General features: G+C 61.0%; 24 protein-coding genes and 1 pseudogene. 1 reads left to right on the forward strand and 24 read right to left on the reverse strand.

All coding sequences use genetic code 11. From position 1 onward, the window contains the following. Positions 1–106: 106 nt before the first annotated feature. A complete protein-coding gene (locus AT302_RS25945) occupies positions 107–1,444 on the reverse strand; it encodes an MFS transporter (protein ID WP_058376454.1) in 1,338 nt (445 codons plus the stop codon). A gap of 190 nt (positions 1,445–1,634) precedes the next feature. Further along, entirely contained in the window at positions 1,635–2,408 is a 774-nt protein-coding gene (locus tag AT302_RS25950; RefSeq protein ID WP_058379955.1) for a putative hydro-lyase, read from the reverse strand. Positions 2,409–2,691: 283 nt separating this feature from the next. On the opposite strand from AT302_RS25950, the gene AT302_RS25955 reads away from it, so the two are divergent. Beyond that, the gene (locus AT302_RS25955) at positions 2,692–3,624 is read left to right on the forward strand and encodes a LysR family transcriptional regulator (RefSeq protein ID WP_058376455.1); all 933 of its coding nucleotides are present in this window, start codon (positions 2,692–2,694) and stop codon (positions 3,622–3,624) included. A gap of 12 nt (positions 3,625–3,636) precedes the next feature. Here AT302_RS25955 and AT302_RS25960 read toward each other — a convergent pair whose 3' ends face one another. From AT302_RS25960 to gmd, 22 genes and pseudogenes are all read right to left on the reverse strand, one after another. After that, entirely contained in the window at positions 3,637–3,981 is a 345-nt protein-coding gene (locus tag AT302_RS25960; RefSeq protein WP_058376456.1) for a cytochrome C oxidase subunit IV family protein, read from the reverse strand. 9 nt (positions 3,982–3,990) lie between these two features. Next, positions 3,991–4,692, reverse strand: a complete 702-nt coding sequence (locus tag AT302_RS25965; RefSeq protein ID WP_058379956.1) for a heme-copper oxidase subunit III family protein — start codon at positions 4,690–4,692, stop codon at positions 3,991–3,993. 14 nt (positions 4,693–4,706) lie between these two features. Continuing rightward, positions 4,707–5,330, reverse strand: a complete 624-nt coding sequence (locus AT302_RS25970; RefSeq protein ID WP_064675010.1) for a cytochrome c oxidase subunit 3 — start codon at positions 5,328–5,330, stop codon at positions 4,707–4,709. Continuing rightward, a complete protein-coding gene (ctaD, locus tag AT302_RS25975; RefSeq protein ID WP_058376458.1) occupies positions 5,327–7,156 on the reverse strand; it encodes a cytochrome c oxidase subunit I in 1,830 nt (609 codons plus the stop codon). The genes AT302_RS25970 and ctaD overlap by 4 nt, the downstream gene beginning before the upstream one ends. Before the next feature lie 365 nt (positions 7,157–7,521). Further along, positions 7,522–8,646 (reverse strand): annotated as a pseudogene (locus tag AT302_RS25980) (cytochrome c oxidase subunit II); the annotation flags it as partial. 141 nt (positions 8,647–8,787) lie between these two features. Continuing rightward, positions 8,788–10,407 (reverse strand): hypothetical protein, encoded by a 1,620-nt coding sequence (locus AT302_RS25985; RefSeq protein WP_058376459.1) that lies wholly within the window; start codon positions 10,405–10,407, stop codon positions 8,788–8,790. Then, positions 10,404–11,180 (reverse strand): class I SAM-dependent methyltransferase, encoded by a 777-nt coding sequence (locus tag AT302_RS25990; protein ID WP_058376460.1) that lies wholly within the window; start codon positions 11,178–11,180, stop codon positions 10,404–10,406. Before AT302_RS25990 ends, AT302_RS25985 begins: the two co-directional genes overlap by 4 nt. Further along, on the reverse strand, positions 11,177–11,509 hold the full coding sequence (locus AT302_RS25995; RefSeq protein ID WP_058376461.1) for an SMR family transporter: 333 nt from the start codon (positions 11,507–11,509) through the stop codon (positions 11,177–11,179). The genes AT302_RS25990 and AT302_RS25995 overlap by 4 nt, the downstream gene beginning before the upstream one ends. After that, positions 11,506–12,477, reverse strand: a complete 972-nt coding sequence (locus AT302_RS26000) for a glycosyltransferase family 2 protein (RefSeq protein ID WP_058376462.1) — start codon at positions 12,475–12,477, stop codon at positions 11,506–11,508. The genes AT302_RS25995 and AT302_RS26000 overlap by 4 nt, the downstream gene beginning before the upstream one ends. 73 nt (positions 12,478–12,550) lie before the next feature. Beyond that, positions 12,551–13,195, reverse strand: a complete 645-nt coding sequence (locus AT302_RS26005) for an LbetaH domain-containing protein (RefSeq protein WP_058376463.1) — start codon at positions 13,193–13,195, stop codon at positions 12,551–12,553. Between the two features lie 44 nt (positions 13,196–13,239). Beyond that, positions 13,240–13,992 (reverse strand): glycosyltransferase family 2 protein, encoded by a 753-nt coding sequence (locus AT302_RS26010; RefSeq protein ID WP_218918978.1) that lies wholly within the window; start codon positions 13,990–13,992, stop codon positions 13,240–13,242. A gap of 46 nt (positions 13,993–14,038) precedes the next feature. Continuing rightward, positions 14,039–14,632: a D-sedoheptulose 7-phosphate isomerase gene (gene gmhA, locus AT302_RS26015; protein ID WP_058376464.1), complete on the reverse strand. Its 594-nt coding sequence runs from the start codon at positions 14,630–14,632 to the stop codon at positions 14,039–14,041. A gap of 48 nt (positions 14,633–14,680) precedes the next feature. Further along, positions 14,681–15,598 carry a glycosyltransferase family 9 protein gene (locus tag AT302_RS26020; RefSeq protein ID WP_157125880.1) on the reverse strand — a complete coding sequence of 306 codons (918 nt, stop codon included), beginning with the start codon at positions 15,596–15,598 and terminating at the stop codon, positions 14,681–14,683. A gap of 10 nt (positions 15,599–15,608) precedes the next feature. Further along, entirely contained in the window at positions 15,609–16,979 is a 1,371-nt protein-coding gene (locus AT302_RS26025) for a hypothetical protein (protein ID WP_157125881.1), read from the reverse strand. A 25-nt stretch (positions 16,980–17,004) separates the two neighbouring features. Continuing rightward, positions 17,005–18,183, reverse strand: a complete 1,179-nt coding sequence (locus AT302_RS26030; protein WP_084656479.1) for a glycosyltransferase family 2 protein — start codon at positions 18,181–18,183, stop codon at positions 17,005–17,007. Positions 18,184–18,231: 48 nt separating this feature from the next. Further along, positions 18,232–19,728, reverse strand: coding sequence for an oligosaccharide flippase family protein (locus AT302_RS26035; protein ID WP_058376468.1), 1,497 nt, complete (start codon positions 19,726–19,728; stop codon positions 18,232–18,234). A gap of 54 nt (positions 19,729–19,782) precedes the next feature. Beyond that, entirely contained in the window at positions 19,783–20,622 is an 840-nt protein-coding gene (locus AT302_RS26040; RefSeq protein WP_058376469.1) for an NAD-dependent epimerase/dehydratase family protein, read from the reverse strand. Further along, the gene (locus tag AT302_RS26045; protein ID WP_058376470.1) at positions 20,619–21,842 is read right to left on the reverse strand and encodes a class I SAM-dependent methyltransferase; all 1,224 of its coding nucleotides are present in this window, start codon (positions 21,840–21,842) and stop codon (positions 20,619–20,621) included. The genes AT302_RS26040 and AT302_RS26045 overlap by 4 nt, the downstream gene beginning before the upstream one ends. Beyond that, a complete protein-coding gene (rfbC, locus tag AT302_RS26050; RefSeq protein WP_058376471.1) occupies positions 21,839–22,405 on the reverse strand; it encodes a dTDP-4-dehydrorhamnose 3,5-epimerase in 567 nt (188 codons plus the stop codon). Before rfbC ends, AT302_RS26045 begins: the two co-directional genes overlap by 4 nt. Continuing rightward, on the reverse strand, positions 22,402–23,463 hold the full coding sequence (rfbG, locus tag AT302_RS26055; protein WP_058376472.1) for a CDP-glucose 4,6-dehydratase: 1,062 nt from the start codon (positions 23,461–23,463) through the stop codon (positions 22,402–22,404). The genes rfbC and rfbG overlap by 4 nt, the downstream gene beginning before the upstream one ends. Beyond that, positions 23,460–24,233 carry a glucose-1-phosphate cytidylyltransferase gene (gene rfbF / locus AT302_RS26060; RefSeq protein WP_058376473.1) on the reverse strand — a complete coding sequence of 258 codons (774 nt, stop codon included), beginning with the start codon at positions 24,231–24,233 and terminating at the stop codon, positions 23,460–23,462. The genes rfbG and rfbF overlap by 4 nt, the downstream gene beginning before the upstream one ends. Before the next feature lie 5 nt (positions 24,234–24,238). Beyond that, positions 24,239–25,330 (reverse strand): GDP-mannose 4,6-dehydratase, encoded by a 1,092-nt coding sequence (gene gmd / locus AT302_RS26065; RefSeq protein ID WP_058376474.1) that lies wholly within the window; start codon positions 25,328–25,330, stop codon positions 24,239–24,241. Between the last annotated feature and the right edge of the window lie 5 nt (positions 25,331–25,335).

The raw sequence follows: 25,335 nt of genomic DNA on the forward strand, positions 1-25,335 counted from the left end.
CACGGGGCTGCACAGAATGGTGCGATCAGGGGAATGTGTTCAGGCGCGGCAGCGACGGCTGCCGCGGTGATTCAATAACTCGACGTGAGGTGAATTGCCAAAGTCCTCACTGCGTTTTCAGTTCGAGCGATTCCAGCTCGCGGCCACGCGTCTCCGGCAAGGTAAGTGCCGCAAGAATCAGCACACCGTAGGCTACCGCCGCGAAGATGCCGATGGTCGTGCCCAGTCCGTACTGCTTGGAGAGCATGCCGATCAGGAAGGGGAACAGGGCCCCCACAGCGCGGCCTACGTTGTAGCAGAAGCCTTGGCCCGAGCCGCGAACGTTCGTCGGGAACAACTCGGTCAGGAAGGCACCCATGCCGCTGAAAATACCCGAGGCGAAGAACCCGAGCGGGAAGCCGAGCCAGAACATGGCGCTGTCGGTGAGCGGCAGCGACGTGTACGAGAACGCAATCACCATCGAGCCCACAGCGAACAGGATGAAGTTCGGTTTGCGGCCCAGACGATCAGTCAGGTACGAACTCACCAGATAGCCGACCCACGAGCCGAAGATGATCATTGCGAGATAACCGCCGGTGCCCATCACGGTGAGATGGCGTTCAGTCTTGAGGAACGTCGGCAACCACGTGGTAATGGCGTAGTAGCCGCCCTGTGCACCGGTGGTCAGCAATGCCGCGCGAATCGTCGTGGAGAGCAGCTTCGGGCTGAAGATGGCCGCGAGTCCCGGCGCGTCGTCCGACTTCGCCTGTTTGGCCTTCTCCTTCTGATACACCTCCGGCTCTTTCACATAGCGGCGGATGAACAGCACCAGCAGCGCCGGCAGCAGGCCGATCAGGAACAGCGCGCGCCAGGCCAGTTCCGCCGGCATCAGCGAGAACAGCACCGCGTAGAGAATGGCGGTCAGGCCCCAGCCGATGGCCCAGCCCGACTGCACCAGCCCCACGGCCTTGCCGCGATCGCGGGCGCGAATCACTTCGCCGATCAGCACGGCACCGGCCGTCCATTCGCCGCCGAAGCCGAAGCCCATGAGCGCACGCGCTGCGAGCAGTTGGTGATAGTTCTGCGCGAGGCCGCACAGCCCGGTGAATACCGCGAACCAGAGAACCGTCAGTTGCAGCGTGCGCACACGTCCGATGCGGTCGGACAGAATGCCGGCGACCCAGCCGCCGAGTGCTGAAGCGAGTAGCGTGAGCGTGCCGATGAAGCCCGCGTCGGCGAGGCTGATGCCCCACGTGGCGATCAGCGTCGGGATGACGAAGCTCAGCATCTGCGTGTCCATGCCGTCGAGCATGTAGCCGACCTTGCAGCTCCAGAACGCGCGCTTTTCCGTCGGTGTCGCGTCGCCGTACCAGCCGAACAGACTGCCGCCGGCGGGGGCCGGCGTGTCCGGCACCGTGGCAGCCGCAGCTGCCGACGGGCTCGCGAGAGGGGTTTTGCTATCCATGAGTAGAAGACTCCGGTGATGTCCTGTCTTGCCGTGTGATGCCCTCGGGCCGCGCTCCGCGATGGGCGTGTTCGGTCGACGGCCGGCAGCAACTGCCCTGCCGACTTCCGTCATGGCGCGGTGTTCTTATGTGATGCGTGATGCGTGCTACGTGGTGCCTGCTGCGGGGTGCGTGTCTTGCCGTCAGGAATTAGAAGACGGCGAGCGATGCGTTCGGGATATCGGTCATGAGCATGTAGCCCGGTTTGTGCGCGATAGCGAGCGGCAGCTTCGCGCCCATCAGGGCGGTTTGCGGCGTCACGCCGCAAGCCCAGTACACGGGCAGTTCGCCGTCGCGGATGGTCACGGCGTCGCCGAATTCCGGCTTCGACAAATCGGCGATCCCCAGCTCGGCCGGGTCACCGATATGAATCGGCGCACCATGCACGCCCGGGAAACGGCTCGTGATCTGCACGGCGCGAATGGCGTCGGCCCCTTTCATCGGGCGCATCGACACCACCAGTTCGCCGCCGAATTTGCCCGCGCGCTGATTGGCGATCTTCGTGCGATACATCGGCACGTTGCAGCCTTCTTCCACGTGACGCAGCGGGATGCCCGCCTTGGCGAGCATGTGTTCGAACGAAAAAGAGCAGCCGATAGCGAACACGACGAAGTCGCTCTGCCAGTACTCGGCCAGATTGTCGACTTCGCCGGCGAGCTTGCCGTCGCGGTAGACGTTGTAGCCCGGCACGTCGGTACGGATATCCACTTCGCGGCCCAGCGACGGCACATGCCATTGACCGGGCTCGCCCACGCCCAGCAGCGGGCACGCCTTGGGGTTGCTCTGGCAGAAGCGCAGGAAGTCATGCGCATGCGCCACGGGAAGGATGGCGAGGTTGGCCTGCGCGAACTCGCCGCAATAGCCGGCAGTCGGTCCACGGAACTGGCCGCTGCGCACGGCCTGACGGAATTCGAAGGGCATGATCGTCTCGCGTTGCGAAGTGAAATCGAGCGGCGTGGCAGGGTGGTTCATGGCAGTCGGGCGAGTGAGCAACAATCCGGGGGCGATGCGTTGCGGTGCTTGGGGGGCGCATCGAATGGATGAAGCATAGAAAGAAAAAAATGTTGTCGCTAACGAGTTTTTCTACGCGTCGCCGTATAGAATTTCTTAACGACTTCGCGGGTTTTCCCGAGGTTTGCCGTCTTTCTTTTCTTCACAGCATGACCGCTATTGCGCGCGCCGCGCCCCTGCTCCCCCCAGGATTGCCGTGAATACCCGTTTTCTCGAAACCTTCGTCACGCTGGCCAAACTGCGCAACTTTCGCGCTACGGCCGCCGCATTGCACGCTACGCCTGCCGCCATTTCGCAACGCCTGAAAGCGCTCGAAGACGAGTTGAATACCGCGCTAGTAGATCGCGAGAGCCGCGAGTTTCGACTCACGCCCAACGGCGAGTATTTGCTGGGCTATGCCAAGGCCGTGGTCGAAGCCGCCAAGCGCTTGCAAGCGGCAGCCTCCGGTGAAAGCACGACACGCGGACGCCTGCGTCTGGGCGTGATCGAAACAGTGGTGCATAGCTGGTTGCCGCACTACCTGCGACGGCTGGCCGCCGATTACCCGACGCTGGAAGTCGAGCTGACGGTCGATGTTTCCGTGCAGTTGCAACGACGGCTGCTCGCCGACGAACTCGATCTGATCATTCGTGTGGAAGGCAGCGACGACAGCAGCGTGGTGTGCGACGCGCTGGCCAATTACCCGGTGCACTGGATCGCACGTACCGGCTTGTTTCCGAACACGCGCGGCGGACTCGCAAAGCAGGTCTTGCAGCACCCGATCCTCACGTACGGACGCGGCACTGCACCTCACCGGGCGCTCGAAGATATCGTCGCGAAACTGGCGGGCGTGCACGGCGTGCCGCTGTCGGAGACGCGCATCACGGGCTCGCCTTCGATTGCCGTCATCGTGCAGTTGGTGCGCGACGGCTTCGGCGTGGCGGCGATACCCCGCCTGTTCGTGGATGCGCTGATAGCGAACGGGGAAGTGGTCGAGCTGCCGTTGCAGCCAGCGCCGCCGTCCATCGTCGTGTCGATGTCGCGGCGCGCCGATGCGCCGTTGTTCGTACACGGCGCCGCAACGGCAGCGCGTGCGGCCTGTGCGGAATACTGTCGCAAGAGTGACCGGCGACTGGTGGAACTGTTGTGAGCGTCGGCGCGATTAACCGAAGTGCGCCAGTCGCGTGAGGAACGTGTAGTCGGCCTCCGTCGCCATGAGCGCCATCAACACGAGTAGCGCGAGCGGCGGAATCAGAATCGCGTAGACGAGCGCCAGCCGCTCCCAGCGCATATGCATGAAGACCGCCACGATCAGCCCCGCCTTTGCGACCATTAGCGCGAGGATCAATCCCCATCGCAGATAGCCGTGCAGGTTCGCATAGTCGACGAGATACGAGAAGGTCGAGAGCACGAACAGCAGCCCCCACACCTTCAGGTAGATGCCGACCGGATGCTGTTGTCCGGAATGATCGTCGGATGCGGATGCAGTTGCGGCAGCGGGGTCCATGGCAGGCCTCTACCAGAGATAGAACAACGCAAAGATGAACACCCAGACGAGATCGACGAAGTGCCAGTAGAGGCCCGCGATTTCGACGAGTTGATAGTTGTCCCGCCGCTCAAGGGTGCCGTTGAGCACCTTGCGCATGACGGTGAGCAGATAGATCACGCCCGCGCTCACGTGCAGCCCGTGAAAGCCGGTGATCATAAAGAAGCACGCGCCGAACTGCGCCGCGCCCATCTTGTTGCCCCACGGGCGAATGCCTTCATGCGCGATCAGATTGGTCCACTCGAAGGCCTGCATGCCCACGAATGCAATGCCGAGATACGCCGTCGCAAGAATGCACGCCGCCGTCTTGTCGCGGTCTTTCCGATACGCGTAATTGACGGCCATCGCCATACTGCCGCTGCTGCTGATCAGCACGAAGGTCATGATCGCGATGAGCAGCAAAGGCACCGGGTGCCCGTTCACATTCAGCGCAAAAATCTCGGCGGGGTTGGGCCACGGTGCCGTCGTGGAGATGCGCACCGTCATGTAGCCGATGAGAAAGCTGCTGAAGACGAAGGTGTCCGAGACGAGGAAGATCCACATCATCGCCTTGCCCCACGGCACCTGAAATGCCGCGCGGTCGCCGGACCAGTCGGTCACGATGCCACGCCAGCCGCCGGGCAGATGGGCCGTGTCTGCGATTGTGTTTGAAGGGGTCGATGTCGTGTTCACGATGTCGCTCCGGCTCACTGACTGACGCCGCACAACCGCTGCGCAATCTCTGGCGTGAGATTGGCCATGGCGGCGAACAGCACGAGCCACAGCAGCAGCAAAAAGTGCCAGTACTGCGCGGTGAGCGACAGCCGTCGCGCCCGCGTACCGTGCGACATCGCGCGCGGCATGAGCAGCGCCCATGCAACGAGTCCGCCGACGAGATGGAGCGCATGCAGCCCCGTGAGCAGGAAGAAGAAGCTGTTGGCCGGGTTGCCCGCCACGCCATAGTGACGTGCCACGAGATCGCGCCAGACCCATAACTGCCCGATCACGAACACTAGCGCCAGCACGCCGGCCGCCGTCCAGTCGCGGCGCGAGCGACGCAGTTCGCCGCGCTTTGCCTGCCAGACGGACGACTGCATCACGATGCAGGCCGCTGCCAGCACCCCGGTGTTCAACCACAGCATCGGGAGCGAGGGTAGCGGCCGCCAGTCGCCGAGACTCATGCGCATCACGTAGGCGACGAGCATCAGGCCAAAGAGCACGCCGATGACCCCCATCAACCACCAGATGGCAACCTGCGATGCGCGGCGGCGCGGCGGCTGTGCGATCGGCGCGCCCCCGGGCATAGGCGGCCACGACGGAACGGGTCTCATGATGCGGCTCCTTTCGGGCTGTCCGGCGAAGGGGGTGTGGGCGGCACGGAGGGTGACGATGGTCCGTGCGATGGCAACGCATCGCGATCGACCATCGTGGCGGGCCGTCGCGGATCGGGGGCGAGATTTTGTGCGACGAAGTCGTCGATGTCGCCCGGCACGCTGTACTCATAGGGCCAGCGATAGGCCACGGGCAGCGTCGGCCCCCAGTTGCCGTGCACCGGCGGCACGTTGGGCGTCTGCCATTCGAGCGACGCCGCCCGCCACGTATTCGCACCCGCCGGTTTGCCGTGCCGCAGACTCCACGCGAGATTGAACAGGAAAAGTAATTGCCCGAGCGCAACGATGAACGCGGCCACCGAGATGTAGGTGTTCATCGTGTGGGCCGACTGCGGAATGAAGCTGTACCCCTGAAACTCGTAATAGCGTCGCGGCATGCCGAGAATGCCGAGGTAATGCATCGGGAAGAAGATCGCGTAGGTGCCCAGGAACGTGATCCAGAAATGCCACTGTCCGAGACGATCGTTCAGGCGTCTGCCGCTCACCAGCGGATACCAGTGATAGATGCCGCCGAAGACCACCAGCAGCGGTGCGACCCCCATCACCATGTGAAAGTGCGCGACCACGAAGTACGTGTTCGAGAGCGGCATGTCCACGCTCACGTTGCCGAGAAACAATCCCGTCAGGCCGCCGATCACGAACGTGCTGATGAAACCGATGGCGAACAGCATCGGCACGCTCAGATGAATGTCGCCGCGCCAGAGCGTGAGCACCCAGTTGTAGACCTTGATGGCCGTGGGGATGGCGATGATGAGCGTGGTCGTGGCGAAGAAGAAGCCGAAGTACGGATTCATGCCGCTGATGAACATGTGGTGCGCCCACACCACGAACGACAGCACGCCGATGGCAAGAATCGCCCAGACCATCATGCGGTAGCCGAAGATGTTTTTGCGCGCATGCACGCTGATGAGATCGGAGACGATGCCGAACGCCGGCAGCGCAACGATGTAGACCTCCGGGTGACCGAAGAACCAGAACAGATGCTGGAACAGCAACGGGCTGCCGCCGCGATAGTCGAGCGTCTGCCCGAGCGAGACGATGGCGGGCATGAAGAAGCTGGTATGCAGCGTCTTGTCGAGCAGCATCATCACGCCCGAGACAAACAGCGCGGGGAACGCGAGCAGCGCCAGCACGGTCGCCATCACGATGCCCCAGACGGTGAGCGGCATGCGCAGCAGCGTCATGCCTTCTGTGCGCGCCTGCAAGACCGTGGTGACGTAGTTCAGGCCGCCCATCGTCGCCGCCACGATGAAGATCAGCAGCGAGACCAGCATCAGCACGATGCCCCACTCGGTGCCCGGCGTGCCGGGCAGGATGGCCTGTGGCGGGTAGAGCGTCCAGCCGGCACCCGTGGGCCCGCCCGGTACGAAGAAACTCGCCATCAGCACGATGACGGCCAGCAAGTAGACCCAGTAACTGAGCATGTTCAGGAACGGGAAGACCATGTCGCGCGCGCCGACCATCAGCGGGATCAGGTAGTTGCCGAAGCCGCCTAGAAACAGCGCGGTGAGCAGGTAGATCACCATGATCATGCCGTGCATCGTCACGTACTGGTAATAGTGACTGGCGTCGATGAACGAGAACTTGCCGGGGAAGCCCAGTTGCAGACGCATCAGGTTGGAGAGCACGAGACCGACCAGACCGACGGCAATCGCCGTGAGTGCGTACTGCACCGCAATGACTTTGTGGTCCTGACTCCAGACGTACTTCGTCCAGAAGCTTTGCGGGCCGTCGTGGTCGCCGTGTGCGGATTTTCCGTAAGCCATGAAGTCTCTCCTCCTTCACGTCTGTCTTGTCTGTTTTATCTGTCTTGTTCGTTCTATTGCGGTCTGGTCTGCGGCGGAACCATCGACGGCACGCGCGGCGGTGATACCCCGCCCGACGGAGCCGAGGGTGCATTTCCCGGTGGTGGCGGGATGGCCAAGGGTGGAATCGGTGTGGCCAGCGGCGGTGGTCCCGACCGGGTCGGCGCGCTGGGGGCGCTATAGCCAGACGATGAAGACGACGCCGCCTCAGGGGATAACGGTGCCATGGGCGCGGGCGAGCGCGGCGTAGCCAGCGAGTTCTGGGCGAGTTGCAGTGTATCGACGCGCGCCGTCGGCGCGGCGGGGGCAACAGTCGGTGCAGGTGTTGCAGGCGTCGTTGATGCCCCGCCCGGGGCAAGTGTCTTGATGTAGGCGATCAGTGCGGCGAGATCGGCATCGCTCACGTCGAGTTGCGGCATGATCGGCGCGAAGCCTTTGGGCACGCGCGCGGTCGGGTTTCGAATGAACGTAGCGAGATAAGCGTCGTCGACCATGGCCGAGCTGCCATCCTGAAACGTCTCGGTCTTGCCATACAGGCCGTGCCACGTCGGTCCGACGCCCGCTGCGCCATCGACCGAATGGCACACGGCGCAGCCCTTCGCCTGTGCAAGCAGTTTGCCCTTGGCCGCGAGTGGGTCCATCGCGCTGGCCCCGGCATGCTGTGCTTGCAGTGCAGCAAATGTCGGCAGTTTGGCGACCCACGCGTCGTAGGCGGGGCGGTCGTCCACCACGACGACGCCGCGCATGTTCGAATGGCCGACACCGCAAAGCTGAGCGCAGAGAATGTCGAAACGCCCGGTTTGCGTGGGGGTGAGCCACATTTGCGTGACCATGCCCGGCACCATGTTCATCCGCGTGCGGAATGGTGGGACGTAGAAATCGTGCAGGACGTCTTTGGCGCGCAGCAGCAATTTGACCGGCACGCCGACGAGCAGATGAAGCTCGGGGGCATCGACGATGCGATTGTCCTGATTGGCGGGATCCTTGGGATTCAGGCCGAGCGGGTTATCGGCGGTGACATAGGCAGGATCGGAGCTGCCGAGGCGCCCATCCGGTCCCGGCAGTCGAAACCGCCACTGCCACTGCTGGCCGACGACTTCCACCACCATGGCGTTCGTCGGCGGGTTGATGAGCTTGGCATAGACGAGCAGACCCGGGGCAAGCATCGCCACGATGCCGACGGTCGTGATACCGATGAGCCAGGCTTCAAGACGGCGGTTGTGGGGCTCGTAGGCGGCACGGTGGCCGTCGCGATGGCGATAGCGGAAGACCGCCCATGCCACGAAGAGATTGATGACGACAAAGGCCACGCCGGTGATCACCAGCGTGATGGTGAGGGTGTCGTCCATCTGGCGCCAGTTCGACGCCAGCGGGGTCAGCCACCACGGACTCCAGAAATGAAACGCGAGCGCGGCGACGACAATGACGATCAGCAGGATCGGGAGGGCCATGACGTTGTACCGTGGCAACTCGGCAAAGTCGTAACGATCGAGGGATTCTCAAGCAGCGCGGCCTTTATCCTGCGCGCTGCTTTCGCGCCCCGCCTTTCAGGCTAGACGTCCTGAGCCAAGAGTCAAGGCGAGACTTCCCCGTCATTGCGGCCAGATGACAATGCCGTCCTTGCATGTCGCCAGTGGCGGACCGTGCATGCCCACCGAGTAGCAGTCCTCTGGATTAATGTCCGTCCAAGCCGTGGTCGCCAGCGTTGCGTATGCGCCACGGGACATTTCGTCGAGCTGGATCGCCAGCGACTTATCGAGAGAACCCTCCGCGTATCGAGGCGGGTCCATCTCGTGCGTGAGCACTGCGATCGGGTTGTCGATACCGGCCGCACGCGCGAAGCGATACACCGCCACGACGGGCTCGATGTCCCAAACGGTGAATACGTTTATGACCAGCGCAGTCTTTGGATGCGCCCGCAGGGCGGCCTCCATGCGAATCAGACTCGCCTCGAAACGCTGCGTATCTGTCACGGTGCGAGTGGCGGCCTGGCGATTGGCATCAAAGTGCTCGCGTGCGTTCGACAGAAACACCAGGGATAGTGCCGTCGTCGTCAGGCCAACTGCCACAGAACGCCATCCCCCTCGCGGCACGCCACGGCGTACAAGGTCGATAACCAACGCCGCTCCGAGCAAAAGCATCAGATGACCGGCCAGCACACCAGGGAAAAGATAGCGCCCTTGCAAATTTTTCCCGTCTGGCCAAGCCGCTGTGTAAAAAACTACCTGCGCCGCGTAAATGGCCAGTACGGCCACCCCAACGAACAGGAAGCGCCGCCACGCGAGATAGGGAGGTGCATTTCCGTCCACATCCCCCAACGGCCGTCCGGCCCGATCGCGCGTGAGCCAGCAGGCCACGGCCGCCACCAACAACGCCGCCAGCCAGAGCTGGATCACGGGCCGCTGCAACAGTGACAGAATGACGGCGGCACGTCCCTGTACCGATGCGTCGTTGTTATAAATATCCGTTCCGGTACGCGCGATCCGCAAACCGACCGTCACACCGATCCAGATCATGAATGCGAGCGTGCCTGCCATCACCGCACGGGCAGCGGGCGTCACCCGCACTCGCCGTGTCACCAGCAACCAGAGCGGCACAATGCCAAGCAGCAGCATGTTTTCCTTGCTGCCGCTGGCTATCATGGCGCCTGCCGCGAGTCCACAGGCCCGGCCCAACGTCAGCGTCTCTCGGCGGGTCCGCCCCCAGGCCAATGCCATCAGGCACACGCCCAACACGACATAGGTCTCAGCCGGTCCGGCCCGCGCGAAGATGTCGCTCCAGTACGGTGCGGACATTGCAAAAATCACGAATGCCGCTGTCAGCCATACGCCAGCGACCGGCAGACAGAAGTACACCAGCGTGACTGCCAGCAACAACGCGATACCGATACGCGCGGCATACCAAAGGGCAGCACTTTTGCCCCACACGACCGCTTCCATCGCCCGCAACGTGAAGTAGGCGGGGCGAAAGCGCGCGATTGTGGCGTCCGATGCCAGTTCGGTGTGGGCGAGTGTGTCGCCAAGCCGCGAAGGGTCAAGCCGCGCGTGGTTGCCAATCATCCACATGATCTCGTGATCGTCGATGGCGCCCCACTTCGCGTGTATCAGCCCGCCCCACATGAACCAGGTGTACGCGATGACCACGGCATAACAGAGTCCGATCAGCCATCCGGCAGTATCCCGGCCACGGTCACCGGGATGCGTGCCGATCATGGCTTTCTCCACAGCGTGATCGTGGCGAAGGACAACGTTCTACCCAGCCAGCCGCGCCAGAACAGCCGGTCAATGGCAAAGGCGCTGCGCACAGCGCGAGGGCCCCCGCGATTGAGCAGCGGAAAGGCATCGGGATTGTAGTAAAGCACGTAGGCGAGCAGCCCCGGATATACCTGGTCGACCCGCATCATCTGCTGTTGGGTAAACATCGCATCCAACGCAGGAAGATCGAAACCCTGTTCGGTCTCGTTGTCGAACAGCGCATTCTTCTCGTAGATGCGCTGGCGCACTTTACGCGTGAGCCAAGTGTTCTGCGTAGGCTCGAAGGTAAGGAAATGCCCCCCCGGTTTGAGCGCTGCGCACAAGCGCGCCACCACGTCGGCGCTGCGATCGAACACATGATGCAGGCCACCGATCAGAATGATGAAGTCGAACGTCTGCCCCTCGGCATCGAACTGTGTGGCGTCCTGCCACTCGATACGCTGGCCGGGATGCAGCGACCGGGCGTGCTCGACCATGTTCTCGCTGTAGTCGAACCCTAGATAGACCACGTCTTCCTGAACGAACTTACGCACAATCTGCAGCCCTTCGGCCATACCGCACATCGGCTCGAGCAGTGCTGTGCCCGGGCGTAACAAGCCCGCTTTATCCGAAAAAAAATGTCGCCAGATGAGATCCTTGAGCAACAGGTGATTCTCGTGCCGTCTGGCTGACCAGTACTTCTCGGAAATGCTGTTGAAATGTTCGCGCTGCCGATCGATGTCGTTGCTCATGACTTTCCAATATTCGCGCCGACAAAAACCATGCCGGACAGAATCAATACGATTCCCACTCCCTGCATCGCGGACAGCCGCTCATCGAGCAAGAAATAGCCTGTCAGCGTCGTGCCAAGCATGAGCATGCCTGAAGCGATAGGGAACGCGACGGACAGCGGCAGCAGACGCAGCAGGCAGATCCATATGGCCGCCCCGGCGACGTAAAGCACGCCGCCGGAAGCGAAGCGCAAACTGAACCAGCCATCTGCCGTCTTTAGCAGATACAACCCCGTGCAACTCGTCGCCGCGTAGACGAGCATGGCAAGCGGTCCAAAGAGCCACTTCACTTGGCCTCCTCCTCTATCAGATAACGAGGCCTGCGCTTCACCCCGGTCAGAATCTGTGCCATGTACTCGCCGATCACGGCAGTGCACAGAATCTGCACCCCCCCGAGGAAATAGATGGGCAGCGTCGTCGACGCCCAGCCAGGTACCACCTTGTCGAAAAACAGAGCGATCGCCAGCACATAGAGCGCCATCGCCAGGCTCATACCAAAGACCAGAAGGCCAATCACGGTAATCAGTCGCAGCGGGGCAACGCTGAACGAAGTGATGCCGGTCAAAGCCAGCTTGAGCATCTTGCCGAATGAATATTTGCTGACGCCGGCAGCACGCTCGGTCACCTCGAATTCCACGGTCGCCGTGCGGTAACCCAACTGGATACACAGCGCCCGCAGAAATACCTCCGGCTCGCCGTACTGACTCAGCGCCGCCATCGCCTTGTTGCCGAGCAGCCGATAGTCGGCATGATTCGGAATCACCCGTGCCCCCATTCGCGCCATCAACCGATAGAAGAATGTGGCGGTCGTGCGCTTGAAGAAACCATCGGCATCGCGATTTCGCCGTACCCCATAGACAATCTCTGCCCCCTCGGCGTAGCGGGCCAAAAAATCCCGGATGGCACCCGAATCCTGTTGCAGATCGGCGTCGATCGAGATGGAAACGTCGCAATGCGGCCGTACCTGCATGAGTCCGGCCAACAGCGCGTTCTGATGCCCGAAGTTTCGCGAGAGCTTGAGTGATCGCACGCTATCGTTTTCGGTGCGCGCTGCGATCAGAATCGGCCAAGTGAGGTCGGTGGATCCGTCGTCGACGAAGTAAAGATAGCTACCTGCGGCCACCTGCCCCTGCGTTTTGAGATTGTCGAGCACTCCGGCCAGATGACGGATGGTCATAGGGAGCACTTCCTGCTCGTTAAAACAAGGCACGACGATCGCCAGAACAGGCGACGATGTTCCCCTGAAGCGCTCAGGCATAGCTCTCCCTATTGATTGCGACGAAGAGGCGCATGATTACACAAAATTTTCATGACGCCCGGGAGATGCCCCTTCAGGGGTGCAGATACCGATGGATGAAATATTCTTTGATCGGCTTGAACGTCGGCTCGCCGCCTTCGCCCGCAAACACGTAACAGTTTCCCGGGGTATCGCGATTCACGAGTTTCACGCCCGGTGTGAGCACCGTATTCTCTCTCACATGGCACTGACCGATGATGGCCGAGTTGGGATACAGCACGACGCCCGGCTCGATGACCGGACGATCGTCCTGGTTTCGCCCAACGGTGCAGTTCTGGTGCATCTGGAAATGCGATCCATAAGTCGCTTTCGCAAACACCATGCCCGTGGAATGCGTCAGCAGAAAAACCTTCGGCATCTCGATCTCGTAAAACAGATCGATGCCGTTGACCGCCTTGTTGAGCAAAAACACCCGAGTCGCCTGATCGTTGCCCTGACCTCTCGCCCAAAGCGTGCGTGACAGCCAATAGAGAAACGTCGCGTAATGGGTCGAGTTTTGGTAATCGAAGCGCGCTCCCGAATAGACCTTGATCTTCGACACCGTAAAGCAGGTCAGATCGACAGCCGCTTCGACCGCCGCGCGATCCACAAGCGACTCGCCATCGAACGAGGGAAACAGATTATCGAGTTGCTTGTTTACGTACCAATGCAACCGATCGCAAAATTGGAGATTGTCCATGCAATGGAACTCTGAAAATCGTCGCCTTTCAGGGCAGCGCACCCTTAAAGGAACTGTTTAACCTTGCTGAGATTTTTCCACACAATGGCCCCCACGCCGCCGAACGCACCAACGCGGTTGCGATGCAATGCCAGCCAATCCTCCTTGGACTTGCGCACAATCCGCGAGAGCGAACGATTGCTCTCACCGCCGAGTCGCATTTTCACGAGCACACGAGGGATGTATACGGCGTTCCATTTCGCGGCCGAGAAGTGGCGCAGGATGAAATCATAGTCCGCAGCGATGCGATAACGGGTGTCGAACGCACCGGCCTGCTCGATGGCACTGCGCCGCACGAACAACGTCGGGTGAGGCGGCATCCATCCCCAGGCCAATTGACCCGCGCTGAACGGCGCTGAACGCCAATGGCGAATGACGCGAGCCGTATCGTTCTTGGCAACGTAATCGAGATCGCCGTACACCGCGTCGACGTTCGGGTCTTCAAAGGCAACGGCCACATCACGCAGCACGTCTGTGTCAGCAAAAAAATCGTCCGAGTGCATCACACCCACGACATCGCCGGTGGCTTTGAGAAAGCCCTTGTTCAATGCGTCGTAAATGCCGGTGTCGCGCTCGCTGATCAGTATGGCCCGGCTGTCCAGACAACCCTGCAAGACGCTCAGTGTCTTGTCTGTCGAGGCACCGTCAACGACGATATGTTCGATGTCTTCATACGATTGCGCCTGCACACTGGCAACGGCGTCTGCAATGACATCTTCGCGGTTGTAGACGGCTGTAACGATGGAAATTTTTATCATGACGCCGCAAGGTTCCTATTGATCTCTATCGCGTCTCGCGATTTGCTCATTCGTTGCATGTGGATGCCACCAGTCCAAGCGTCTGCTCCACCCCGCCGCAAAGCGTATGGCCGATCAGGATATGGGCTTCCTGAATACGTGCCGTCACTTGTGACGGGACAACGATCGCGCAATCGCACAACGGTGCGAGCTTGCCACCGTCGCGCCCGAGCAGACCGATCGTCCGAATTCCCATCTCCCGGGCGGCCTGCACGGCGCGCAGCACGTTGCCCGAATTACCGGACGTGGAGATGCCCACCAGGCAATCGCCGGCTCGCCCCAGTGCCTGAAGTTGGCGGACGAAGACATCGTCGAAGGAGTAATCGTTGCCGATGCACGTCAGCGCCGACGAGTCCGTCGATAAGGCGATGGCAGCCAGCGGCTTACGATCGTGGATGAACCGTCCGGTGAATTCGGCAGCCAGATGCTGACTATCGGCGGCTGATCCACCGTTGCCGCAGAACATGACTTTGCCGCCCGCAGCTAATGCCTCGGAGACGAGGTTGATGGCTTGTTGCACGACGTCGCCGAGAACAGGCAGTGCTTCGATGACGGCCCGATGTTCGTCGATGTTTTGTTGAAAGAGGTATTTAGATTCCATCGTTCGATCACATGACAGGATTCACAAACTGAGAACGCGGCGCTCACGTCACGCAGGTACAGGTACCGACGTGTGCCCAACAAAGGCGTTCAGGCGCGCTTCGAGCAACGCCAACTCCCCAAACAAGGCCCATCGGTCATGCTCCAGACTGCTCAGCGGGAGCCAGTACGTGTTCGTCACCGGCGACGCCACGAAGACCGGGCGCGCGACGAATTCCGCCAAGTGAGCGGGCATGCTGTCCGCGGAGACGACCCGATCCACGCTCCCCACTGCCTGCAGCATGGCGGAGAACCTGCGCGGCACCACCGTCGTCTTATAGACCGGACTCTGCGGCGCAAGCGGTTCACCTTCCAGGCAAAACACTTCAACATCGGCGCCTGCCGCACGGCACTTGTGGGCAATCCACGCAATCAGGTCGGGCGGCAGCTGTTTAGCCGCAATACGGCTGCCTGGAAATATGCCCACGAGCGGCGGCCGGTCGCCCAAGCACGGTGTTGCCACTGCATTGGCACTTGTCGTTACGGACGGGGCGGACGCAGCAGTCCCAAGCAACTGCATGTACGCCCGATAGATGTTCTGCGAGGCAGGCAGCGCCATGCTGGGCGCGCGCCCCGCCAGAAACCGTTCACGCGCACCGAGTCGGTCAAAGACCAGCGTCGTATCGCTTGCGGCAGTCAGTGTGCGCAACGACTTGCGCAATTTCACACCGCTGCACATGGCAGACACGGCGCCAGCCTTCTTGACGTCGAAGAATGCGGGCACCCCTGGGCCATGCTCGATCACCCGTGTGCCAGCGCGCGGGCTCAGCGCTTCGTGCAATTCAATCAGATGCTCTCCGATGAACATCTGCACGTCGTCTGCCGCGCTGCCAGCCTGACGTAACGCTGCGCGGGCGATCACGAGATCGCCAAACGCCTTGAGCGAGACCAGCGCTACGTTCGCCGTCTTGTTTTGAGATGTCAACACAACCATGACGTTACTGAAGGACTTGCCCCGTTTTTCTGTCGATCAAAGCCTGCGTAGACGAGGCGCTCTCCTTAACCAACGCAGGCTTCACGCGACGCATACGCAGCAATCTCCACGACCATGTGCTTGACTGCAACCCCGCAAGAACCGCAAGGTACACGACCGCCTGAAACGAGATCTTCATTGCGGGAATGATGCCGTCCCGGAAGTGTGGAATAAAGATCGCCACGCAAACCAGATACCCGATGGCGGCAAGTGGCAGGCGACGCTCGCGCACGTCAGACGCCATGTACCGGATACCGACATAAAAGCGCTGGAACACGAAGCCCATCACAAAGTAGGTCAGGCCGACAGCCAACGCGCCGCCTTGCAGCACGACCTCGGCCAACATCGTCGTCGCCCCTAATGGAGAGACCCCAACCAACGCCGCGTTACCCGCGTAGAGCAATGCGTCCTTCTCTGGCCACAGAAAGCGGGGCACAACGGCGAGCACGCCCATGAGCATGCGGGATCCGTCCTCGTAATCGATACTACCCATTTGGATCTTCTCGATGATGCCCGGAAGACTGTGGCCGGCAAATAACCCTTCGGAAAACAAGTTGAACATCAGACTGGGAAGATTGAACGCCTCACCCAGACGCAGCGACGCAACCAGCGAAATGACGACGGCGAGGCTCAGGATCAACGTCAGTCGACTCAGCGGCTTGGTCAGCCAACGCGACATGCCGAACGACAGCAATGCCAGCGGCAGGAAGGCTGACACCACTTCCAGCCGCTTACCCCGCAACAGCGCCAATACGATCAGGAAGATCGCCGCCATCCAGACGACGTTCGATATGGGGCGATCTTTGTGGGCAACCTTAACCAGCAGGACGTAGCCGAACGTCAGTCCGATGAACTCGATCGATGAATAGATGAATGCGTTCCCGAGCGCGGCGGAGCCCTCGGTAGATTCCACCGCGTAGCCTGCGAAGAACGCCGGGCCGTAGAGGCCGATTCCGCAGACGATCACGATCATCAGCAGCAGGATGAAATTGCGCGCCTTGCGGCCGTCCTTCGGCATCAGGGGAAACATGTGCCTAACCGCGCCGCTACCGATTGTCGATGCAATCCACTGACCGCATTTCAGGCTGATCACCGCAAGAATGGCGTAATGCAGCGACTGCAGTGCAATTTCCGGGTCGGAGGCAGCTCTGTGCAGATAGACGCGTCCGTCGTCGTCACGCAGCACCAGTGCAACAAACGACAAAGGCAGCGCGTAGTAGAGAACGGAGAGCGCCGCCAGGTCTGCGGGATGCGCAAATCGGCGTGTCAGTACTCGCCAGAGTACGAAACACCCCATCATTACCGCAACGGATATCGAAAGCGTTGAATCATCCATTTATCGTCATCCAGGCTGCGTCGCGTCAGCCCTTTGCGAGACGCATGGCGACGAAAATCTGCTCCATCGGATTATAGGCTACGCCAGTGTGCCCCCCGGCGATCATGGCGCCGAATTGCTGCGACGCACCATATACGTCGTGAACGCCGCGCTCGCCCATGTTGACGGGACGCGTGTCGAGAAATGATCGCATCAGACGCGCGGCACGCCCGCTGCTCTGCTGTACGGCAGCCGCCTCACTTCGTGTGATGCCCGCCGTCGAATACATTTGCTCGATCTCCTGCGCCGCACGTCCGGCGGCTTCGCGCGCGGCAGCTTCCCGTTGCAGCGTCGCCCGAACGCGCGACTCGCCGAGCATCGCGGCAATGTTGTTAGCGGGGTTGCCTTGGCAATAGCGCAGTGCCGATTCGACGATCAGGGCCGGCACACCGATACAACCGTCGAACCCCGGCAGGAATCCGAGATCGTCTTCCTGCTTCCAGAGGTTCTTTTCTTTGTCAGTGCCGCCACCGAAGTGCGATGCGCCATTGCTGCGCGACGAGCCGCCGTTGATGATGAGCGGCGACCGGCTAAATGCGTAGCGAATGCCTTCCATCGACAGTGCGATGGACGAGAACATGTCGACCTGGCAGGAAAGGAAAAAACGGCCTTGCCGTTGCTTGACGCGCTCCACGACACTGCGGCGGACAAACCCGTGGTACAGGCACGGCAGGCGATAGTAATCACCGTGATCGAGCAACTCGTTGAGTTTCTGACGGGCATCGAAGATTTCGACGCCGTCGTGGCGTGGCAATAGTCCGGTGTTCTTGCGCGCGCTGACCAGGTCCGGCCAGAAGTAATGAGCGCGCGCTGCCGAAATGGCGTCGATATCCTCGCGCGCAAACAGTTCCATCGCACGCGCGGCCGCGCCGGGCAAAATGCCGTCATCATCGCCAATGAAACACAGAACGTCGCCGCTGGCCAGATTCAGGCCCTTCTCGAAGTTGTCACGCATCGACAAACGAACATCATTACGCACATAACGAATGCGTGAATCTTTCATGCCGGCAACCACTTCCTGCGTACCGTCGGTGCTGGCGTTATCCAATATCAGGATCTCGACGTCGAGATCGGCTCCCCCGCCGGCCAGACACGTACGTACGGCGTGGGGAAGATAAGCGGCCCGTTCTCGCGTGGGAACGATCAGCGAAAGAGTAGTCGTCATGATTCGGTTTCGGAAAGGGCAGAAATCAAAAAACAGCCGGCGATGGCATCAGTTGGCGCGCCGCAAGCGCAAGTGCAAACTCTGCCGAACGACCGGCAACGCACTTACCGTAGCTACCACCAGCGCAACAAATATACAGGCGACCAGCACACCTGCCTGGAGCCGGCTCTGCGCGTGCGGGGCGACGAGCAGAAGTACCGTGCTAGCCGCGACGCCTGCGAACAACGGCCGACCGACCGCATCCCGATACCAAGGTATCTTGCACTGGGGCAGGATGCGCCGGTACACCAGCGGCGCAACGATCAGAATATACGCGGCATTTAGGGCCACCCAAACATACGCGCCGCCGACTGCGCCGAAAAATGGCACGGCCAGCATGATCAACGGCACATTGACCAATACGGCGATCACATTCGCTTTGACGGACAGTGACGTCCAGCCATGCGCCAGTTGCAGCATGTAGGGCAAGTTCATCAATGCATTCCCCAGCGTGCCAAGCGCGAGCATCGACAGAATGGGGGCGACGGCGGCGGCCATTTTGAGATCGCCCGTCCACAGCACCAGCACCGGATGCGCGAAGAACGTCAGCAGCAACGCTGGCGGCGTCACAATGGCTGCCATCCACGCACATGAATTCATATAAACGTCGGCCAGCCCCGCTGTGTCGTGACGGCTCACGTGTTCGGTCAGTCGGGGATAGACGGCGGTGCTCATCGGAATCACCAGTTGCAGCAACCCGCTGGCGGCCATCGAAGCGACCATGTAGTAGCCCAATTGCTCCAGCGGCAACAGCTTGCTCACGACGAGTTTGTCCGACTGGGTGAGCGCGAAGGACAACAAGGCGCCGAAGAACATGCCACTGGCGAAGTGACGGATATCGTACAGCGCACGTGCATCGAATCTGCCCCCGCGCGAACTGGCCGGCAGAACGCGATAGGTACGGTGAATCAGCAGCGCACAGGTCAGGACGGAGACCGCACCCTGCCATACAAAGAACGCCAGAATCGACGGGGGCCCAAGAAAGATGACGAGGTAGGCGCCCCCCCAACGCAGCGTCGCGGTCGCGGCTTGCATCACGTTAAGCCACACCTGATCCTGCAACCCCTGCAGCGCGCCGCGGTAGACCTGCTCCAGCCAGCGCGCAGCGAGCACGAACCCCATAATGCGGATCGCCTCGGTCACACTGGGCAGCGGCAGACGTTCAACCTTCAGCCAGCCGCCGGCCAATGGCGTCGCCAGCCACCAAACCGCCGCGATCATCACAATGGCCAGCGCCACATAGACGAATTCGAGCGAACGCAGAAGATCACGAATCGAATTCACCGAGCGTGCCCCGCCGTTCATGCGCGCCATTTCGCGGTTCAACGTGGGTGTCAGACCCATATCAAGCAGCGTCATCCATGCTTGCAGGATGGTGAACACACCGATCAGCCCGAAGGTCTCCGGCCCAAGAACCTTGGCATACAAGGGCACGAAGAGCACGCCCATGACGGCGGCCCAACCTTGACCAAGGTAGCTTGCGATAACGTTTTTTTTCAGTGACATGCTGCGCGTCCAGACCGGCCCCACAACGGGGCCCGGCGTGCTGCTGCTGCGGAATTACCGCGGCATGTAGGGGATGCCGACCACGCAGGGCGGATCCACCAGATTATCCGGTCGCGCGCCAAACTTCAGCAGATCCCGGCGCCCCGACTCGTCGGCAATGCGCTCGGCCAACTGACGCACGGTAATGGGCGTGCCGGAGCAGATATTCAGCGCACCGGTCACATCGCCCAACGCCACGTCGGCGATTTGCCGCCCCGCTTGGGCGACATCGATGAAATCGCGAATCTGCCGGCCACTGGTCAGCTCGGCGACTTCCCCGGCGGCCAGCTTCGCGCGCAGATACGGCACAAGACGTCGCGCGTCTTCGCCTTCGCCGAACAGATAGAACAACCGGCACCAGGCAAATGACACGTTCTGCGTCGGAAGCCAGGTCGAGAGCGCCTCGAAAGTCGCGGCCTTCGCCCCCGCATAGGGCGTGATCGGCCGCAGCGGCGTGTCGGTCGACAATACGCCGCCGGACAAATCGTATTCAAAGCACGTACCCACACCGACCAATCGCTTCACACCCGCGGCAACGGCACCCTGGGCGAGTGCCAGCGTACCCGCCAGGCACTGCAGATTGAGCGGCGACGTCAGGTACTTGCCCGGTTCGGCGTACCAGGCAGCGTGGATGACGGTGTCGATACCCGCACACGCGGACTGCCACCATGCAGCGGATTCCGAGAACAGGTCTGCGGACTCGATCACGTTGGCAACGCCGTCGAGCTTGCGTGCCTCGGCAGCGCGATTGGCGCGCGTCACCAGCGTGACACGGCAATCGCTTGCCACCAAGGCACGCAGCACCTGCGCGCCGACGAAGCCCGTGCCTCCGGTGAGCAGTACGTGCTGGGTCATCGAATCACCAGATGCGGGACCGCAGTCACGAATTTGACGCCACGTGCCGCCAGATGCGCGTTTTGCGCGCGGACTTCGTCGGCAATGTTCCACGGCAGGATGACGACGAAGTCGAGATCGTGCTCGCCGAGTGCGGTCTGCGGCAAAATCGGAATATGACTGCCCGGCATGAACTTGCCCTGCTTGGCCAGCGCTGCATCGCATACGAACGGCAGCACGTCGGGCTTTACGCCGCAATAGTTCAAAAGCGTGTTGCCCTTCGCAGCGGCACCATAGGCGGCAACCTTCTTGCCTGCGCGCTTCTGCTCGATCAGGAACAACAACAGGTCGTCCTTGACCTTGTTCGAGCGCTCCTGAAACCCCTGATAAGTGTCGAGTTGCTGCATGCCGCGCGAGGCTTCCTCGGCAAGAATGTGGTCTACGCTTTCGTTCGTCTCGCGAGGATCGTCTTCATGGCAACCATACACACGCAGGCTCCCGCCGTGCGTGCTGAGCTCCTCGACGCTCCACACGCGCAGGCCCGCCGCCTTGAAAATGCGCGAGACGGTATAGAGCGACAGATACGAAAAGTGTTCGTGATAAATCGTGTCGAACTGCGTGAGTTCAAGCAAACGCATCAGATGCGGAAACTCGAGCGTGATCGTGCCGCCCGGTTTCAATGCGCGCTTGAGGCCGCGCGTAAAATCGTTGATGTCCGGAACGTGGGCGAAGACGTTGTTGCCTGCGATGAGATCTGCCTGCCGACCCTGTGCTGCGAGTTGCTCGCCAAGCGTTTCGCCGAAGAATTCCTGCAACACCGGGATGCCAAGCGCGCGCGCAGCGGCAGCGGTGCTGGCGGTCGGCTCAATACCGACGCAAGGCACGCCCGCCGCGACGAAATTCTTCAGCAGATAGCCGTCGTTCGAAGCAACCTCGATGACGTGACTACGCTCGTTCAACGCAAGCATGTCGATCATCTTGGCCGCGTAACGAGCAGCGTGATCGAGCCAGCCCGTCGACGTGCTCGAGAAATACGCGTATTCCGAACTGAAAAGCTCATCGGCCGCCGTGTAATCTTCCGTCTGCACCAACCAGCAGTGATCGCAGACCATTACCTTGAGCGGATAGTAGCGCTCCGGTCGTGTCAGATCTTCGGCTGTCAGATACGCATTGGACGGGGGAGCAAACCCCAAGTCGAGGAAGGTATGCGTAAGGGAGGTCCCGCAGTGGCGGCAATTCATAGGAGAAGCCCAACAAACGTATCATCGATGGCGGGATGCGCTGCATCCCGCGGGGAAAGGCCAATTACCGGCAAGGGCCAGTCAATTGCCAGACGCGCGTCCGTAGCACACAAGCCGCCTTCGGCCGGTCCACAGTACGCCGCCGTGTGGAAATACAAGAGCTCGCAGTCGTCGCTCAGGCACTGAAAACCATGAGCGAACCCTTCGGGAATCAGCAGCGAACGGTGATTCTCTGCGCTCAACACCTGCGCATGCCATTGGAGAAAAGTCGGCGAATCGCGCCGCAGATCCACGGCCACGTCAAACACTTCACCGCGAATGCAACTCACGAGTTTGACCTCGGCATGGGGTGGGCGCTGGAAATGCATCCCTCGCACCGTGCCTCGTTTCGCCGTCGCGGTGTGGTTGATCTGCGCAATACGACGTGAGCCGAGCACCCCGTCGAGATCGTCGGCACAGTACATCCGTTCCAAGTATCCGCGCGCGTCTCCCATCACCTGCTTATCGAGGACCTTGAGTCCTTGCAGGGCAGTATCCACGATATCGAAACGACCGCTGATCATTCACGCGTCCCGGCTTCGTATTGGGCAATCTGCGCCAGACTGACATCGGTCATCGACGCGCCGCGACGCCAGGCAAGGTGCCAGTCAAGCGTCTTGCGCAGTGCCGTCTCAAGATTCCAGCGCGGCGCCCAGCCCAGCAGTGACTTGGCCTTCGCGCTATCGAGCTTGAGGGTATTGGCTTCGTGTGGCTGCGGCGTGCCTTCGAGCTGCCAACTGGCGGACTCCACCTGTGCGCACAGCTGTTCGACGATCCACTGCACCGGCTTCGCGTCGGCGTCTTCCGGGCCGAAGTTCCACGCCTGTGCAAATGTGTCGCCGGCTTCGTACAGTCGCTGCGCCAGCGTCAGGTACCCAGAGAGCGGCTCCAGCACGTGCTGCCACGGGCGCACCGCAAAGGGCGAGCGAATCATGAGGGTGCGTGAGGCATCGATCGCACGCAGGAAGTCCGGGATCAGGCGATCTGCCGCCCAGTCGCCGCCGCCGATCACATTACCGGCGCGGGCGCTGCCTAGCGGGATGCCCGCTGCTTGCATGAACGAACGACGGTAGGCAGCCGTCACAATCTCTGCGCATGCCTTGCTGCTCGAGTACGGATCGTAACCGCCCAGGCTTTCGTTCTCGCGATAGGGCCAGAGCCATTCGCGGTTCTCATAGCATTTGTCTGTCGTTACATTGACGACGCTGCGCACGCCCGGCGTTTGCCGTACCGCTTCGAATACATTGATCAGCCCCATGACATTCACGTCATAGGTCTCGACGGGCGCCACGTACGACTGCCGCACCAGCGGCTGCGCTGCCAGGTGCAACACGACGTCAGCCTGTGAAGCGCGCATCGCCTCGACCAGGCGCGCGCTATCGCGAATATCGCCGAACGTGCTCTGTGCAAGGCGCTCACGCAATCCGGTGACTTCGAAGAAGCTGGGCTCGGTCGGGGGCGGCAGTGCATAACCGTGCACATCGGCCCCCAATTGGGTGAGCCACATGGATAGCCAGCCCCCCTTGAACCCGGTATGTCCGGTAACGAAAACGCGCTTGCCGCGCCAGAATTCCTGGCTCATGCCCACCTCTTCCAGGGAGCATCACCCGAACTCCACATCTCTTCGAGCATGTTCTTTTCGCGCAATGTGTCCATTGGCTGCCAGAACCCATCGTGCTGGAAAGCTTCCAATTGGCCACGACGCGCCAGTTCCACGAGCGGTGCCGCTTCCCAACTGGTATCGTCGTTGTCGATCAGATCGAGGCACTTCGGCGACAGCACGAAGAACCCACCGTTGATAAGTCCGCCGTCACCGCGCGGCTTCTCGCTGAAGCCGGCGACGCTCGTGCCATCCAGGCGCAGTGCGCCGTAGCGTCCCGGTGGTTGCACGGCAGCCACCGTGGCCCACTTGCCGTGCTCGCGGTGGAAAGCCAGTTCCGCCGAGATATCGATATCGGACACGCCGTCGCCATAGGTGAAGCAGAACGCTTCGTCATCGCACACGTAATTCGCCACACGCTTGAGGCGGCCACCGGTCATCGTGTTTTCGCCGGTATCGATCAACGTCACGCGCCAGGGCTCGGCCTTCTGGTGATGCACTTCCATCCGATTGTTGGCCATGTCGAACGTCACGTCGGACATGTGCAGGAAGTAGTTCGCGAAATACTCCTTGATCACGTAGCCCTTATAGCCACAACAGATCACGAAATCGTTGATCCCGTGTGCGGAGTAGATCTTCATGATGTGCCACAGGATCGGCTTTCCGCCGATCTCGATCATGGGCTTAGGCTTCAGATGCGTTTCCTCGGAAATTCGGGTTCCGAGTCCACCTGCGAGGATGACGGCCTTCATAAGCTTTACTCTGTGCTGACGGTAAATTGATAACCATGTGCCTTGAGCAGGGCGTGTTTCTTGGCATCAGCCAAGTCAGATGCCACCATTTCGGCGACCATCTCGTCCAGCGTAATTTCTGGCACCCAGCCAAGTTTTTCGCGCGCCTTGGTCGGATCGCCCAGCAGGGTTTCGACTTCGGTCGGCCGGAAGTAGCGCGGATCGATTCGCACCACGGCCTTGTCGCCCCAGTAGCCGACTTCATCGACACCGTGACCTTCCCAGCGAATCGTCTTGCCGAGCGCTTCACTCGTCTTTTCGATGAACTGGCGCACGCTGTATTGGACGCCGGTCGCAATGACGAAGTCTTCGGGATTGTCCTGCTGGAGCATCAGCCATTGCATGCGCACATAGTCCTTGGCATGCCCCCAGTCGCGCAGGGCTTCGATATTGCCCATGTACAGGCAATCTTCCAGATCCTGGCTGATGTTGGCCAAACCGCGCGTAATTTTACGTGTGACGAACGTCTCGCCACGACGCGGGCTTTCGTGATTGAACAAAATGCCGTTGCAGGCGTAGATGCCGTAGGCTTCGCGGTAGTTGACCGTAATCCAGTACGCGTACAGTTTGGCCACGGCATACGGGCTGCGCGGGTAGAACGGTGTGGTCTCGCGCTGCGGCGTTTCCTGCACCAGACCATACAGCTCCGACGTACTCGCCTGATAGAAGCGGGTCGTCTTTTCCATCCCCAGAATGCGAATGGCTTCCAGCAGACGGAGTGTACCCATCGCATCGACATCCGCCGTGTACTCAGGGCTCTCAAAACTGACGGCAACGTGCGACTGCGCGCCGAGGTTGTAGATCTCGGTCGGTTTCGTCTCCTGGATCAGGCGAACGAGGTTGCTCGTGTCGCTCAGATCGCCGTAATGGAGCTTGAACCGCACGTTCTCGTGGTGCAGATCTTCATAAATGTGATCTACGCGCTGCGTATTGAACGAGCTGGCGCGACGCTTGATCCCATGAACAAGATAGCCTTTCTCAAGCAGAAACTCGGCTAGATAAGAGCCATCCTGGCCGGTGATGCCAGTGATGAGCGCGACTTTTTGCTGTTCCGACATGACGT

It is taken from the genome of Pandoraea norimbergensis, assembly GCF_001465545.3.
Classification (GTDB): Bacteria; Pseudomonadota; Gammaproteobacteria; order Burkholderiales; family Burkholderiaceae; genus Pandoraea; species Pandoraea norimbergensis.